Raw genomic sequence first — 15,792 nt, 5'->3', positions numbered from 1 at the left:
TAATTCAAATTTTCACTAGGCTTGTTTACGAAACGCTGCTACGAAGAAACCATCACTTCCAAAATCTTGAGGGAATACTTGTAACATACCATCTTTTTGCTTAGCATCGAGTGCAGCAGGTAAATTTTGCAGTGGTGTAAGTTGCATCTTCTTAACATCTTGTAAAAACTGCGCAACTGTACCTTCATTCTCTGTTTTATCTACCGTACATGTACTATAAATTAATAAACCGCCTGGCTTTAGTAAGCGCGTTGCGGCTTTTAATAAGCTCAACTGAATTGCCTGTAAGCTCTCAAGGTCTTCTTCCCGCTTCGTATATTTAATATCTGGTTTACGACGCATTACACCAAGGCCGCTACAAGGTGCATCGACAAGTACCGCGTCAAATGACTCCACCGCTAAATACTCCGGTGCTTTACGGCCATCAAGTGGTGCTGTATCTATACTTTCTAAACCAAGACGCGCGGTATTCTCATCAATTAGTTCTAATTTATGTGGATGTAAATCTAAAGCTAAAATCGAACCTTCATCGTTCATCTTTTCAGCTAAATGGGTTGTTTTGCCACCAGGTGCTGCACACATATCTAATACGCGCCAATCAGGTTGAGGATTCATGACAGTTGCAGGAAGCATCGAACTTTCGTCTTGAATCGTAATGAGCCCTTGACCAAAAGCCGCTGTACGAGCTGCTTGGCCACCGGTAATGTGTAAGCATTCCGGAATTAGTGTGCTTCTCTCCACTTTTATACCTTCTGCTGTCAAATGCGTAATTGCTTCTTCTACTGTTCCTTTTGTTAAGTTCACACGCACTGTCTGGATAGGTGGCACATTATTTTCTTCTAGCATCGCTTGTGTTGTTGCCATACCATAAGCTGCCACCCAACGTTCAACTAGCCAGTTAGGGTGACTCGTCGCAATCGATAGGCGCTCAATAGGATCTGTAATTTCATCAGTCGAGCGTACACCTTGACGCAAAATAGAACGCAGTATACCGTTGACCGTTGACGCAATACCTTTATGGCCTCGGCGTTTTGCGATTTCTACCGCTTCATTGACCGCAGCATGTGGTGGAATACGTGTTAAATAATGCATTTGATATAAGGACAAGCGTAATAACCAACGTACCCAATGATCAATTTTCCCGCGGATAAATGGTTCGAGGTAATAATCTAATGTCATTTTATGTTGCAACGTACCGTACGTCATCTCAGTTAGCAGTGCGCGGTCTTTCGGTTCAATTTTATGTCGTTTAATCGTTTCATGCAAAAGTAAGTTACTATACGCTTGATTTTTATCTACCGCAAGTAAAATTGATAACGCCGCATCACGGACATTACCGTCCCAAATTACTACACTTTTTTTACTCATTCAAAGCGGTCCCCAATCTGTAATTTCGCGCCAACACCATTTAAATAGTCTTCTGCTGACATACGTTTTTTGCCTGATGGCTGCAAATCATACACCGCAATGCTACCTTCTTTTGCGGCAATTTCAAAATGGTCTTTATGAATCGCTACTACTTCACCAGGTTCGCCGTTTGTCATTGCAGGTTGCGCCCACCAAATTTTAACATTAGAACCATCTAAAGTCGTGTAAGCGGTTGGCCAAGGATGCAAGCCGCGAATTTGGTTATATACAGCCGTCGCCGGTTTATGCCAATCAATACGCTCTTGCTCACGTGAAATATTGCTTGCAAACGTTACTTTAGCTTCGTCTTGAACAGTACGTGTATTCGTACCAGCAATAATGCTTGGTAACGTTTGTTCAAGTAAATCACGCCCTACTACCGATAGCTTTTCAAACATGCTTCCCGTATGATCAGTTGCTTCAATAGCAATCGCTTTTTGTGCAATAATATCGCCTGCATCTAATTTTTCGGCCATATACATAATCGTAACGCCGGTTTCTTTTTCACCGTCAATAATCGCTTGATGAATCGGTGCACCACCACGGTATTTTGGCAGTAGCGAAGCATGGACATTAATGCAACCTAAGCGCGGGGCTTCTAACAGTTCCTTCGGTAAAATTTGGCCGAAAGCTGCCGTTACAATTAAATCTGCTTGCAAATCAATAATTTGCTGTAGCTCTGCTGAGCCGCGTAACTTTTCAGGTTGAATAACAGGTAAGCCAAGCGACAACGCCTCTACTTTCACAGGCGGGGGTGTTAAAATACGCTTACGGCCTACAGGGCGATCCGGTTGGGTAACTACAGCTTTAATCGCATAGCCTTGTTCATGAAGCATGCGTAAGATGGGTGCTGAAAAATCAGGCGTCCCCATAAAGACGATGGAAATCATGCTTCTTCCTCCATTTCTTCATACATTGCGGCAATTTCTTCTTCCGTATACGTACGTGTGATTTTATCATTAAATAACACGCCATCTAAATGGTCAATTTCATGTAAAATCGCGCGTGCATCAAAGCCACCCGCTTCTAATTCGTAAATACGGCCTTCGCGATCCGCAGCTTCAATACGTACGTAAGTCGGGCGCTCTACATCACCAAATAAGCCTGGAAAACTTAAGCAACCTTCCATATCTACCTCTGCCCCGTCTGTTTCAAGTACCGTTGGGTTAATCATTTCTAAAATATCTCGCTCATCACCAATCTCTACGATTGCTACGCGTAAGCCGACGTCAATTTGCGGAGCAGCGATACCTACACCATCATGTTCAATCATCGTGTCATATAAATCATCAAGCAACGCTATGATTTCCTCATTAATCACTTCTACTTCTTTCGTCTTTGTTGTTAACACCTTCGCTGGGTGTTTTACTACTTCTTTAATTGTCATTGTTAACCTCTTTTCTATATCATTGACGGGTCTAAATCTACTGTCAATTGTACACCTTGTTTTTGCCAATCCGCTCGGTACATCGCAAGTAAACGATGTAATGTCGGAATAAGATTTGGTTCAATTTTATATTTTATCAAACATTGATAGCGATATCTATTTTGCAATCGACTAATCGCAGAAGCGGTAGGCCCTATAATATGAACGCTTGGCAATTGTTGTCGTAGCCAGCTTGCTGCTAGCTGTGCATAATGCCCTGCTTGCAGTACATCAGTATGTGTTACTTGAATGAGCGCAATAAAGAAATAAGGAGGGTAGCCTGCACGTTGACGATAGCGCATTTCCTGCTCATAAAACGGCACATATGCTTGCTGTTGAGCAAGCGTTATAGCATAGTGCGTTGGCGTATAGGTTTGCACAACAACACGCCCTAACTTCTCGTGCCGTCCTGCGCGGCCACTCACTTGAGTGAGTAGCTGAAATGTTTTTTCTGAAGCACGAAAATCGGGTAAATGTAAGGAGGTGTCGGCACTTAGCACCCCTACTACAGTAATATTAGGAAAGTCTAGGCCTTTCGCAATCATTTGCGTACCGAGTAAAATATCGGCTTCTTTACGACCGAATGCACCTAGTATTTGTTCGTGTGCGCCTTTTTTGCGTGTCGTATCAACATCCATTCGCAATACACGAGCAGAAGGGAAGTGTTGGTAAATTGCTTCTTCTACTTTTTGTGTTCCTGTACCAAAATAGCGAATTCTATCACTTGCACATGTTGAGCATGTTTTAGGTACGGATGCTTCATAGCCACAGTAATGGCACCGTAATTTTTCTTGATTGCGATGATAGGTTAAGGAGATATCGCAGTTTTGACATTGCACTACCGTACCACAATCTCTACACATTACAAAGGATGAATAACCACGGCGATTTAAAAAAAGTACAATTTGTTCTTGTCTCGCTAATGCCGCTTGCATTTCTTCGAGTAGACTTACTGAAAACATCGAACGGTTGCCACTGCGTAACTCATCCCTCATATCAACGACTTCCACACTAGGCAAAGGCTGATTCATCGCTCGCTCTTCTAGTGTAAGAAGGGTGTAGACGCCCTTTTTTGCACGCGCATATGATTCTAAAGATGGTGTCGCGCTCCCTAAAATAACAGGACATTGATGAAATTCACTGCGCCATATCGCTACATCTCTCGCATGATAGCGCGGGGCATCTTCTTGTTTATACGTAGCTTCATGTTCTTCATCTAAAATGATAATACCTACATTCGTAAATGGCGCAAAAATAGCTGACCGCGCACCTACGACTACTTGCACTTCTTGCTGTGTAATTTTGCGCCACTCATCAAACTTTTCTCCGCTCGATAAACCGCTATGCATAACTGCTACACGTTCCCCGAAACGACCGCGAAATCGTTCGGTCATTTGAGGTGTGAGCGCAATTTCTGGCACTAGCATAATGGCTTGCTTACCTGCATCTATTACTTGTTGAATGGCTTGCAAATAGACTTCTGTCTTGCCGCTACCTGTCACACCATGTAATAAATACGTACCTGCTTCATCTAATTGCAACGCATCTTTTGCTCGTTGTTGTGCGGTAGTTAACGTTAACGGTGCCGTTTTTTTAATCGGTTGGGTGAAAGGATCTCGGTACACTTCTTTTTCTACATACGTCGCGGCGCCATGCGCAATAATTTGATTTAATACGGCTGCAGAAGCATCAATATCTCGCGGTAATACTAACTCATCGCTATGCGCTTTACACCACGCTAATAACGCTTGTTGTTTTTTCGCGCGCGTACTTACTTTCGTTAGCGCTCGCTCAATTTCTGCGGCTGTTCCAATTTTTACATAACGTATGCGCTTCACATTACCACGCTGTTTCACTTTAGTCGTTATACGTAAATGCCCTCGTTGCACTTCTTTTTTTACAAGAGGTAGCATATTCGCTTTTTCAAGCTCTTGGTAATGCATTTTGTCATTATTACGGACAAAAGGTTGTAAGTCACTCGGCAAACTAGCAGGTGCGACTAATACATCAACTGCTTTTTCATATTTAGCACGCAATGCTGAAGGTAACATCGCCTGCAGGGCATCAATTTGAAAACAAATCGTTTGCTGTTTTAGCCATTGTGCGAGTGCTAATAGTTCTGGTGTTAATACAGGCTCAAGGTCCATTAACGTTGCAATTGACTTTAATTTATTTGCCGGCACATCACTGTCTGTCGTTAGTGCTATCACAAAACCTAGCACGGGTCTTCTACCAAATGGTACTTTGACGCGGCTCCCGACTTCAATTAACGTTTGTAAGTGCGCCGGAACGACATAGTCAAACGCACGGTCAACATGATACGTAGGAACATCGACAATCACTTTGGCAAACATTACTGACCGCCTTCTTGTATGCGTGCTAAAATACGTTTGGCCCCGTCTAAATTTTTCACAATAATGGCAAATGGTAACATAATATCTTCTGTTACATCTGCGCTAATAACAATGCCTGTAGGATGTTCATTTTGCCAAGCTAAAACATAGGGTGTCATTTCTTCTACACTGGTCGTAACTTCTTCGACAAGCGGATGAGCAACGGCTAATGGTTCATTGTTTACTACAGTTAACGGTTGCTTAGCCTGTGCAAAGTACGAAGCAATCGTTTGAGCAAGCAACGAGGCTTGTCCTGATACTAAAAGCACTTTAGCTTGCTCTTGGTTAGCAAAATGCGCTGTCACAAGTGCTGTGATTTTCTCAGGCTCCTCTAAGCGGCCTTTGCCTACATAACCACATGCTAAATACCCTTCTGAAGGCTCGATAAAACGGTATCCGTCGCGATGTAACTGTTCAATGTTACGCAGTACAGCAGGGTGTTGGTACATATGCACATTCATCGCAGGGGCTAACCATACAGGCGCCTGAGTAGCTAGTAACGTTGTCGTCACCATATTATCTGCAAAACCGTGAGCAAGTTTAGCAAGCGTATTCGCTGTAGCGGGGGCTACGATGATGAGGTCGGCCCAGTCTGCTAAGTCAATATGGGCAATGACGCGGCTATCTTTTTCATCAAACGTATCATAAAATACATCGTTTTTTGACATCACTTGAAAGCTTAACGGCTGAACAAATTCACGCGCAGCGTCTGTCATCATCACCTTAACGTTAAATCCTGCTTGCGTTAATTTACTCGTTAAAGCCACTGCTTTATATACAGCAATACCTCCGGTGACACAAAGTAAAATATTTTTTTGTTCCATTATTACGCCTCCTTAAACAATAAGCTCCCAAAGAGTAAATCTCCGGGAGCTGTATCGTACATGATTAAATTTCGTCTTCGTAAATGGTTGATGCATCTTGTGCTTTCTGTGTTAAAGCACCTTCAATTACTTCCTCTAAAGCTTTACCAACATATTTATGAGAGCGGTAAACTTCTAGTTGCTCTGTCCCCTCATACTCTTGCATCTGACGTGCACGCTTTGAGGCAAGACTTACAAGTGAGTATTTTGAATCGATTTTCGTTTTTAATTTATCAACTGATGGATATAACATAATTATTCCCCTTTCAACATAGCGATATAGCGTTTTTCAACGCGTTCGCGGCGGCAATGCTCTGCCTTTATAATAGCATTAATACGATCACATGCGTTATGAACTTCATCATTTTCTACTACGTAATCATATAAACTCATCATTTCTACTTCTTCTTTCGCTTTAGCCACGCGGCGTGCAATAACGTCTGCTGGCTCTGTACCACGGCCTTCTAAGCGGTCTTGCAAAGCGGTAATACTCGGCGGCGCTAAAAAAATAAATAAAGCATCGGGTGCTTTTTTACGAATTTGTGCAGCGCCCTGTACTTCGATTTCTAAAAATACGTCACGCCCCGCATCTAATGTTTCGTTTACATAAGCAAGTGGTGTGCCGTAATAATTACCGACAAACTCTGCATGTTCAAGCAAACCACCTTCTTCAATGAGCGCTTCGAAGGCTTCACGCGTTTTAAAGAAATAATCTACCCCATCTTCCTCTCCTTCACGTGGTAAGCGTGTAGTAGCTGAGATCGAATATTCATAATTCGTATTTGGTTGCGAAAACAGTTCTTTACGCACCGTACCTTTACCAACACCAGAAGGCCCTGATAATACAATCAATAAGCCACGTTCTTTGCTCATTTTCATTCTCCTTTATATATGACAATCATTTTACTCTATATTTTGTACTTGTTCACGCATCTTTTCTAAAATTGTTTTTGCCTGCACTACAGCTACTGATACGACAGTTGATTGATTTTTAGAACCGATTGTATTAATTTCACGATGCATCTCCTGCATAATAAAATCTAATTTGCGCCCAATCGCATCATTGCTCTTTAACGCTTTAGTAAACTGTGCAAAGTGGCTTTGCAGGCGATCTAGCTCTTCCGCAATGTCAACACGCTCTGCATAGATAGCAACCTCTGCCATAATGCGATCATCCACATCTACTTGTGTAGTAACTTGTGCTAAGCGCTCTACTAAACGCGTACGATATTTCTCTACAGCTTGCGGTGCTAAGCTTTCAATCGTAGCAATCTCTTGTTGCAAAGCTTGTTGTTGCTCTAATAGCACTTGTTGTAACATTGCACCTTCTGTTTGCCGCATCCCCACCAATGCATCAAGCGCTGCTGAGAGTGCAGTCATGACTGCATCATTAATTTCTTGTGCCGGCACTTCTTTTTGCTGAATGAGTGCACCTTCTAAAGCAAATAACTCACTCATTTGCCACTCTGCAGCTAGCGGGGCAAGTGCCGCTACCTCCGTGCGTGCTTGAGCATACGCCTCAATTAGCGCTGTATTAACAGCAATTGTCTGTGTGGCTTCGGTTAATTCCTTCACATTTACTGTGACATCTACTTTACCACGTGCTAATTTTGCCGCAATCATTTTTTTGGTCAGCACTTCTGCTTCCATCCATTCTTTAGGGAAACGACTATGTACTTCTAAAAAACGGTGATTAACGGAGCGCATCTCTATCGTTAGTTGAAATGCTTTCGTAGTTGTGACACCTCTGCCAAAACCCGTCATGCTTCGTACCAAGCTCGTCACATCCTTCATGCATATACTGTCGTACATTATACCATAGGCGCATGTTTTTTCGCAGTAGCTCCGTTACGAAAAAGGGAATACCCGTGTTAAGATAGTACAAGACGACACAATAATGAATGAGAGAGTGAATAACTATGGCCTTTGACGGATTATTTACACGCGCGATGACAACCGAGTTACAACAGCTTGTCACAGGGCGCATTACGAAAGTACATCAGCCAAATGCGCAAGAAATTGTACTGCACATACGCGCTAAGGGAGCGAACCACAAACTATTATTATCTGTGCACTCTTCCTATGCACGCATACAATTAACAGCGCATACGATTGATAACCCAGCAGAACCACCAATGTTTTGTATGTTTTTACGCAAACACATTGAAGGTGGCTTTATTAATGCCATTAAGCAAGTCGGCAGTGATCGTATTATGATTATGGAAATTCATAGCACTAATGAAATTGGTGACGCTACGGTACGCGAGTTGCATGCTGAAATTATGGGCCGTCACAGCAACATTTTATTAGTTGACCCTCAAAAAAAACAAATTATTGAGGCGCTTAAACACCTATCACCTTTAATGAACCGTCACCGTACTATCATGCCAGGACAACCATTTATTGCCCCGCCTGCACAAGATAAGGTCGATCCATTTTTAGGCGATGATAACTTTTTTACTGAGCCGCGCACAGCTAAAGACATCGTCGGACACTTCGCTGGCTTTAGCCCACTACATGCAGAAGAACTACTCGCACGAGGCACTGAAAACTTCACTGCTTTTGTTCAAGCGTTTAATAAAGGCGGCGAGCAACCAACCTATGCGGAAGTAGGCAATAAAGTGCTATTTTCGCCAAATCGTCTGACGCATTTAACCCAGACAACTAGCTTCTCAAGCAACAGTGCACTACTTGATCGTGTATTTTTTGCACGTGCAGAGCGCGACCGCGTTAAACAACAAGCTGGCGATTTAGAGCGCTGGCTACAAAATGAAATTAGTAAGCTCCAACTAAAAATGAAAAAGCTCACAAAAGATTTTGAGCGCGCTTCACGCCTTGACACTTTTCAATTATACGGGGAGCTGTTAATGGCTAATATTTATACATTTGAACGTGGTGTTAATGAAGTAACTGTAACTAACTATTATACGGACGAACCTGTGACCATCACAGTTGATCCACGTAAATCACCTGTTGATAACGCACAAAGTTACTTCACAAAATATAATAAAGCTAAAAATGCATTAGTGATGGTACAAGAGCAACTAGATAAAACAACTGAAGACATTAGCTATTTCGAGATGCTTATGCAACAAGTACAGCAAGCTTCGCCAACTGATATTGAGGAAATTCGTGAGGAACTAGCGGAGCAAGGCTTTTTAAAACGTCGCATTCTCAAAAAGAAAAAGAAACCAACGCAAGCAAAACCCGAGAAATTTGTGTCTTCAAGTGGCATTGCCATTTCTGTTGGTAAAAATAATAAACAAAACGACGCACTCACTTTTAAAATCGCTAAACGCACTGACACATGGCTGCACACGAAAGACATCCCTGGCTCACATGTGGTCATCCATAGCGACGAGCCTGATGAGCAAACGATTATGGAAGCTGCAACACTTGCAGGTTATTTCAGTAAAGCACGCGAGTCTTCCTCAATCCCTGTAGATTACACGCAAATCAAACATGTAAAAAAACCAAGTGGTGCAAAGCCAGGTTTTGTGATTTATTTCGAACAAAAAACAGTGTACGTAACCCCAGACGAAGCATTAGTTATGCAATTAAAAAAATGAGGAGTGCGCCTAATGCGCCTCCTCATTTTATTTTGTGCGCGCTTTTGCCCACTCTGTTACTAAACTCTCTGTGCCATAAACGAAATGTTCTTCGTCTACTTCATAGTATGTCGCGCTATCTGGCACTTCTGTATGTTCATACGGAATACGTGTACGTCGCTTCTCCGAAAGTGGATCAGGAAGCGGAATCGCAGACAATAATGATTTTGTATAAGGATGTACAGGATGATGATAAATATCATCCGCACGACCAATCTCTAAAATTTTACCGCGATACATTACCGCGATACGATCACTAATATACTTAACCATTGATAGGTCATGCGCGATAAATAAATACGTTAAGCCACGTTCCTTTTGTAGTTGTTTCAATAAGTTAACGACTTGCGCTTGGATCGAAACGTCTAATGCTGAAATTGGCTCATCCGCGATAATAAAGCTTGGATCTAAGCTAAGCGCACGCGCAATACCAATACGCTGGCGCTGTCCTCCAGAAAATTCATGCGCATAGCGATTGGCGTGCTCACGATTTAACCCTACAGCCTCAAGCAGTTCATAAATTTTCATTTGACGTTCTTTTTTATTTTTGTATAAGCCATGAATCGTAAAACCTTCTGCAATAATTTCGCCCGCTGTCATACGCGGATTTAAACTTGCATAAGGGTCTTGGAAAATCATCTGCATCTCACGGTTAAAGGCCTTTACTTCTTCCTTCGACTTTTTACCATGCACATTTTGACCTTTAAAAATAATTTCACCATCTGTAATATCATATAAACGAATAATCGAGCGTCCTGTTGTTGACTTACCACAACCTGACTCACCTACAAGCCCTAGCGTTTCCCCTTTATATACATCAAAGCTAATACCATCAACTGCTTTAATTGGGCTACTTGGCGAACCGAAGTGCTGCTTTAAATTTTTAATTTCTAAAATCTTTTCTTTAGTCATTGTATTGCGCCTCCTTCTCTGCAAAGGTACGAATACGTTTTGCTACGATCTCTGGTATTGCAACATCTGGTGCGTCCGGATGTAATAACCATGTTTTAGCAAAGTGCGTGTCACTCACTTGGAACATTGGCGGCTCTTGCTCATAATCAATTGCCATCGCAAATTCATTACGCGCTGCAAAAGCATCACCCTTTGGTGGGTGCGTTAAATCTGGCGGTGAACCTGGGATTGTATGCAGTAATTCTTCTGCATCATTATCTAAATCGGGCATTGAGCCAAGTAAGCCCCATGTGTATGGATGCTTTGGATTATAAAAAATATCATTTACTGTGCCGTACTCTACAATTTGCCCAGCATACATTACTGCAACGCGGTCAGCAACATTCGCTACTACACCTAAGTCATGGGTAATAAAAATAATAGATGTTTTAGACGTTTTCTGAATTTCTTTCATTAACTCTAAAATCTGCGCTTGGATAGTTACATCTAGCGCTGTCGTTGGCTCATCCGCAATTAATAACTTTGGATCAGCGGCTAAAGCAATCGCAATTACAATACGCTGACGCATACCACCTGAAAACTCATGTGGGTATTGATTGTAGCGCTTCTCAGGGAAAGGAATACCTACTTGATCAATTAATTGAATTGCTTTTTGCTTAGCTTCCGCCTTTGGCATTGAACGGTGTTGTAAAATGACCTCTGTAATTTGACGTCCTACTTTCATTGTAGGATTAAGACTTGTCATTGGATCTTGGAATATCATTGCAATATCATTACCGCGAATTTTTGTCATTTGCTTCTCTGTTAATTTCACTAAATCTTTACCATCAAATAAAATCTCGCCTGAAGCATAAATACCTGGTGGCTGCGGAATCAATTTCATTAAAGCATTACTCGTAACACTTTTACCTGAACCCGATTCACCAACAATCGCTAATGTTTCGCCCTCATATAACTCAAAGTTCACACCGCGAACCGCCTGTACTAAGCCTGCGTAAGTTTTAAAATTAATACGTAAATCTTTTACTTCTACTACTTTTTTTCGTGTTTCCATGATTCAGCCACCTCCTTACTTACGTAGTTTTGGATCTAATGCATCGCGTAAGCCATCACCAATAGCATTAAACGCAAAAATTGTTAACGAAATAAATACCGCTGGGAAAATTAAACGCCATGGATAATCAGCAATTGCCTTGTTACCATCTGACGCCATCGTTCCCCATGAGGCACGAGGTGCTGGTACACCTAAACCTAAATAACTTAAAAATGACTCGGTAAAAATCGCCGAAGGAATTGTTAATGTCATTGTTACTAAAATAGCACCTAATGCGTTAGGGATTAAATGCTTCATAATTAAATGCCCCGTGCTTGCACCTAATGTGCGTGCAGCAAGTACATACTCTTGATTTTTAATGGATAATACTTCACCACGTACGATACGAGCCATGTTAATCCAACCTGTAATTGACAGTGCAATAATCATCGGCACAATACCTGGTTGCATAACAACTAATAATACGATTACAACTAACAGGTAAGGTACAGCTGTTAACACGTCTGCGATACGCATCATAATATTATCAACACGTCCGCCCGCTAAACCTGACACACTGCCCCAAAGTACACCGATAATTAAATCAATTAGTGCCGCTGTAATACCAATGAATAATGAAATACGCGCACCAGCCCAAATACGGACGAAAATATCACGACCTAAATCGTCTGTACCAAACCAAAACTGCGCACTTGGTGGTGAGTTATACACGCCAAGTTGGTCACTATATTTATATTGCGAAAACATCGGTACGGTAATCGCCATAAGAATAATAATCGCTAAAATCACTAAGCCTGCAATCGCCATTTTATTATGAGAGAAGCGAATAAATACTTCTTTCCAAAAGGATACAGATTTTTTGGCTAATTTATCAGAGTCATCTTCATTAACCCCGACTACTCTAAATAAATCTTTATCAATCGGTTGTTGCGTCATTACTTTTTCGCTCCTTTCAACTTAATTCGCGGATCGATGATGCTGTATAAAATATCTACAATGAACACCGCAAATAAAAGTATGATTGAATAGAACACTGTCGTTCCCATAATTACCGTATAGTCACGGTTCGTAATACTTTGTACGAAGTGTTTACCTAATCCAGGTACAGCGAAAATTTGTTCAACAATAAAGCTACCTGTTACTACACCGGCAGTTAACGGCCCTAAGTACGTCACTACAGGCAATAATGCGTTACGCAGCGTATGACGGAATACGACCGTCCATTTACCTAAACCTTTTGCGCGTGCCATTTTTACATAATCACTACTATTTTGCTCAAGCATGCTTGAACGCGTAAGTTTGGCAATGAAGCCCGCATGCGAGAAAGCGATTGCAAGAGCAGGTAAAATACTATAAATAAAACCATTCCAACCCGCTGTCGGAAAAATATCTAACTTATACGCTAAGAAATACTGCATAAGCCCTGCTAAAATAAAGGACGGTACAGATATGCCTAGCACTGCTATGGACGTAGCCAAATAATCTGGGAACTTATTGTGGTAAAGCGCAGATATGACGCCTATTAATACCCCAAACCCTATTGCCAGTAACATTGCTTCAATACCTAATGTTAAAGAAACTGGGAAGCTTTCCGCAATCATATCGTTTGTCGAACGCGCTTTATACTTCATGGATTCACCGAAATTAAATGTGGCCGTATCGATTAAATAATCTTTGTACTGAATATACCAAGGGTTATTTAAGCCATACGTTTCGTTTAACTTTTCCTCGATTTGAGGAGGGAAATTACGCTCATTTGCAAATGGACTACCTGGTGCTAAACGCATTAAGAAAAACGTGACCGTTACGATGACGAAAAGCGCGAGAAGTATATACATCAGCCTTTTCAAAATATAGTTAATCACTTTGGACTCCTCCTTCTATTTGCCCTCTGACAAATATATGCTTTCGCATTAATAGAAAAAAGAGCTACCTCAAAACCGAAGTATCAGCTATGAGGCAGCCCTTCGCTGTTGTGAAATTATTTCACGTCAACATTTTTAAGTTGGAAGTTACCTAAGATATCCGCTTCCATACCTGTAACTCGCTCGCTTACTACAGATGGATCTGTGTAGTAATAAATCGGTGCTACAGGAAGTTCTTTCATTGCAATTGCTTCAGCATCTTTTAAGATTTGGATACGTTTTTCAGCATCAACCTCTTTGTTAGAAGCTTCAATCAATTCTTTGTATTTAGGGTTTTCCCAGCCTGTATCATTGTTGCCGTTTTCTGCAGTTGCATACATTTCTAAGAATGTGTAAGCATCGTTGTAGTCAGCAATCCAACCCATACGACCTACTTGGTAGTCACCCATGTTTACTTTCTCTAAATAAACTTGCCATTCAGAGTTGTCTAACGTTGTGTTAATACCTAAGTTTTTGCTCCAGCTCTCTTGGATGTATTGTGCTACTGATGCGTGAGCCTCACTTGTGTTATAAGAAATTGCAATTGTTAAGTCAGATGCTTTAGCAAGACCTAATTCTTTTAGACCTGCTTCAAGCGCTTTTTTCGCTTCTTCAATATCATTGTCTTTGAAGTAACCACGGTCTTCTTCAAAACCTTTAATTACTGTTGGTACCATGCCTAAAGCCGGTGTTTGTTCACCTTTTAATACGTTATCAATTAAACCTTGACGGTCCATTGCTAAAGTTAAAGCACGACGAATATTTTCGTTAGCCATTACTTTGTCTTTAGTATTAAGTTTGTACCAATAAACGCCCGCTTTATCAGCGATGTTTAATTTACCTTCAGAACGGAAGGCATCAATTGAATCAAGTGCTACTGTTTGGAATGGTGAACCTAAGAAGTCAATTTCACCTTTTTTAAACATTGTTACTGCTGTTGATTCGCCTTCTACCATGCCGATGTTTACTTTTTCAAGTTTTACATTGTCAGCATCCCAGTAGTCTTCGTTTTTCTCTAATGTGATTGATGCATTATGCTTCCAGTCCGCTAATTTAAATGGACCGTTTGTTACGAATTGCTCACCAGCGTTTGCATACCAGTCTTCATTTGCTTCTACTACTTTTTGGTTAAGTGGTGCATATGTTTTAAACGCCGTAAGCTCTAAGAAATACGCTGTTGGATTTTCTAAAGTTACAACTAACGTTTTATCGTCTTTTACTTCAATACCTAAATCATCTGCAGAACCTTTACCATTGTTATACGCTTCAGCGCCTTTAATCGGGTAAAGTAATGCCGCATATTCAGACATATTATCTGGATTTAATGCCCACTCCCATGAGTATGCGAAGTCGCCAGCTACTACTGGATCACCATTGCTCCATTTAGCATCACGTAATGTAAACGTGTATGTTAAACCATCTTCGCTTACTTCCCAGTCCTCAGCCATAGCTTTTTGAGGCACTGTGTCTTTGTCTAAACGTGTTAAACCTTCAAACACTTCGTTTAGTACTGCACCTGATGTTGTATCAGTAGCAAGTTGTGGATGTAATGATGGTGGTTCAGAAGCTACTACTACATTAAGTTCTTTTTTGCCAGAACTTTCTTTGTTATCGCCGTCAGTCGTTGGTTTTGTATCTGTGCCTTTATCGCCACCAAAACCACATGCTGCTAATACTAACGAGAACGCTGCTAGTAGTGCCAGAAGGAAAAACTTTTTGTTTTTGTTCATGTGAAATCCCCCTAATGTTTTATAAGCCGTAATCTAAGCTCTTATCAAATATACCAAAAATTGCGCCATTGAAAAATAAAAAAATTTAATTTTCTATTTATTAAACTATTCTTAAAAAAATAAATTATAAATTATATTTTACTACATTAATTGACCAAAGTGAAATTTTAGTATTTTTTTGATATACGCATTATCATTATCATAACTTAATAGACATAAATGAAATTACACTTTTATCTTCATTATTTTCTGATTTTTCTGTATTAATGAGTTTTTCTTGTAAAATAATTCTTTATACCTAACTTATAATCTGACAAAAAAAGGAAAATAAACCCTTTATATGATGTTTATGTTTATTATAAATTTATTATCCATCGTAAAAAATAACTATTTTTATCCAGTTATTTTTAAAATTTTACTATTCTACTAAAGTGAAGTACATCTTCTTCGATGCGATAAAAAAACACCGCCTCCCCTAATAAGAGACAGTGTCTT

13 protein-coding genes and 1 pseudogene are annotated in these 15,792 nt (G+C 40.7%); 1 reads left to right on the top strand and 13 read right to left on the bottom strand.

Translation table 11 applies throughout. The annotated features are described in order from the left end of the window. Positions 1–15 precede the first annotated feature (15 nt). The 8 genes and pseudogenes from rsmB to DDE80_RS00545 all read right to left on the bottom strand — a co-directional run bounded on the left by rsmB (position 16) and on the right by DDE80_RS00545 (position 7,874). On the bottom strand, positions 16–1,368 hold the full coding sequence (gene rsmB / locus DDE80_RS00580; protein WP_108305747.1) for a 16S rRNA (cytosine(967)-C(5))-methyltransferase RsmB: 1,353 nt from the start codon (positions 1,366–1,368) through the stop codon (positions 16–18). Further along, the gene (fmt, locus tag DDE80_RS00575; RefSeq protein ID WP_108305746.1) at positions 1,365–2,297 is read right to left on the bottom strand and encodes a methionyl-tRNA formyltransferase; all 933 of its coding nucleotides are present in this window, start codon (positions 2,295–2,297) and stop codon (positions 1,365–1,367) included. The genes rsmB and fmt overlap by 4 nt, the downstream gene beginning before the upstream one ends. After that, positions 2,294–2,794, bottom strand: a complete 501-nt coding sequence (def, locus tag DDE80_RS00570; RefSeq protein ID WP_108305745.1) for a peptide deformylase — start codon at positions 2,792–2,794, stop codon at positions 2,294–2,296. The genes fmt and def overlap by 4 nt, the downstream gene beginning before the upstream one ends. Positions 2,795–2,808: 14 nt before the next feature. After that, positions 2,809–5,187 (bottom strand): primosomal protein N', encoded by a 2,379-nt coding sequence (gene priA, locus DDE80_RS00565; RefSeq protein WP_108305744.1) that lies wholly within the window; start codon positions 5,185–5,187, stop codon positions 2,809–2,811. Positions 5,188–5,510: 323 nt separating this feature from the next. Further along, positions 5,511–6,050: pseudogene (gene coaBC / locus DDE80_RS00560) on the bottom strand (bifunctional phosphopantothenoylcysteine decarboxylase/phosphopantothenate--cysteine ligase CoaBC); the annotation flags it as partial. A gap of 64 nt (positions 6,051–6,114) precedes the next feature. Continuing rightward, complete coding sequence (rpoZ, locus tag DDE80_RS00555) at positions 6,115–6,342, bottom strand: DNA-directed RNA polymerase subunit omega (protein ID WP_108305743.1); 228 nt, start codon at positions 6,340–6,342, stop codon at positions 6,115–6,117. Between the two features lie 2 nt (positions 6,343–6,344). After that, positions 6,345–6,962 (bottom strand): guanylate kinase, encoded by a 618-nt coding sequence (gene gmk / locus DDE80_RS00550; RefSeq protein ID WP_108305742.1) that lies wholly within the window; start codon positions 6,960–6,962, stop codon positions 6,345–6,347. Positions 6,963–6,992: 30 nt separating this feature from the next. Beyond that, on the bottom strand, positions 6,993–7,874 hold the full coding sequence (locus DDE80_RS00545; protein WP_345788840.1) for a YicC/YloC family endoribonuclease: 882 nt from the start codon (positions 7,872–7,874) through the stop codon (positions 6,993–6,995). A gap of 134 nt (positions 7,875–8,008) precedes the next feature. Between DDE80_RS00545 and DDE80_RS00540 the strand changes: the two genes are divergently transcribed. Next, the gene (locus DDE80_RS00540; RefSeq protein ID WP_108305740.1) at positions 8,009–9,658 is read left to right on the top strand and encodes an Rqc2 family fibronectin-binding protein; all 1,650 of its coding nucleotides are present in this window, start codon (positions 8,009–8,011) and stop codon (positions 9,656–9,658) included. Positions 9,659–9,685: 27 nt separating this feature from the next. On the opposite strand, the gene DDE80_RS00535 is transcribed toward DDE80_RS00540, so the two are convergent. The 5 genes from DDE80_RS00535 to DDE80_RS00515 form a co-directional block, all read right to left on the bottom strand. Beyond that, positions 9,686–10,609: an ABC transporter ATP-binding protein gene (locus DDE80_RS00535; protein WP_108305739.1), complete on the bottom strand. Its 924-nt coding sequence runs from the start codon at positions 10,607–10,609 to the stop codon at positions 9,686–9,688. Further along, a complete protein-coding gene (locus DDE80_RS00530) occupies positions 10,602–11,663 on the bottom strand; it encodes an ABC transporter ATP-binding protein (protein WP_108305738.1) in 1,062 nt (353 codons plus the stop codon). Before DDE80_RS00530 ends, DDE80_RS00535 begins: the two co-directional genes overlap by 8 nt. A gap of 15 nt (positions 11,664–11,678) precedes the next feature. Further along, positions 11,679–12,599: an ABC transporter permease gene (locus tag DDE80_RS00525; protein ID WP_108305737.1), complete on the bottom strand. Its 921-nt coding sequence runs from the start codon at positions 12,597–12,599 to the stop codon at positions 11,679–11,681. Continuing rightward, on the bottom strand, positions 12,599–13,528 hold the full coding sequence (locus DDE80_RS00520) for an ABC transporter permease (RefSeq protein WP_108305736.1): 930 nt from the start codon (positions 13,526–13,528) through the stop codon (positions 12,599–12,601). Before DDE80_RS00520 ends, DDE80_RS00525 begins: the two co-directional genes overlap by 1 nt. Before the next feature lie 116 nt (positions 13,529–13,644). After that, a complete protein-coding gene (locus tag DDE80_RS00515; RefSeq protein ID WP_108305735.1) occupies positions 13,645–15,297 on the bottom strand; it encodes a peptide ABC transporter substrate-binding protein in 1,653 nt (550 codons plus the stop codon). Positions 15,298–15,792 lie beyond the last annotated feature (495 nt).

The sequence above is a fragment of the Metalysinibacillus jejuensis genome, assembly GCF_003057615.1.
In the GTDB taxonomy this organism is placed as follows: Bacteria; Bacillota; Bacilli; order Bacillales_A; family Planococcaceae; genus Metalysinibacillus; species Metalysinibacillus jejuensis.
Note: the sequence above shows the minus strand (reverse complement) of the source record. Positions and strands in the feature narration are given on the sequence as shown.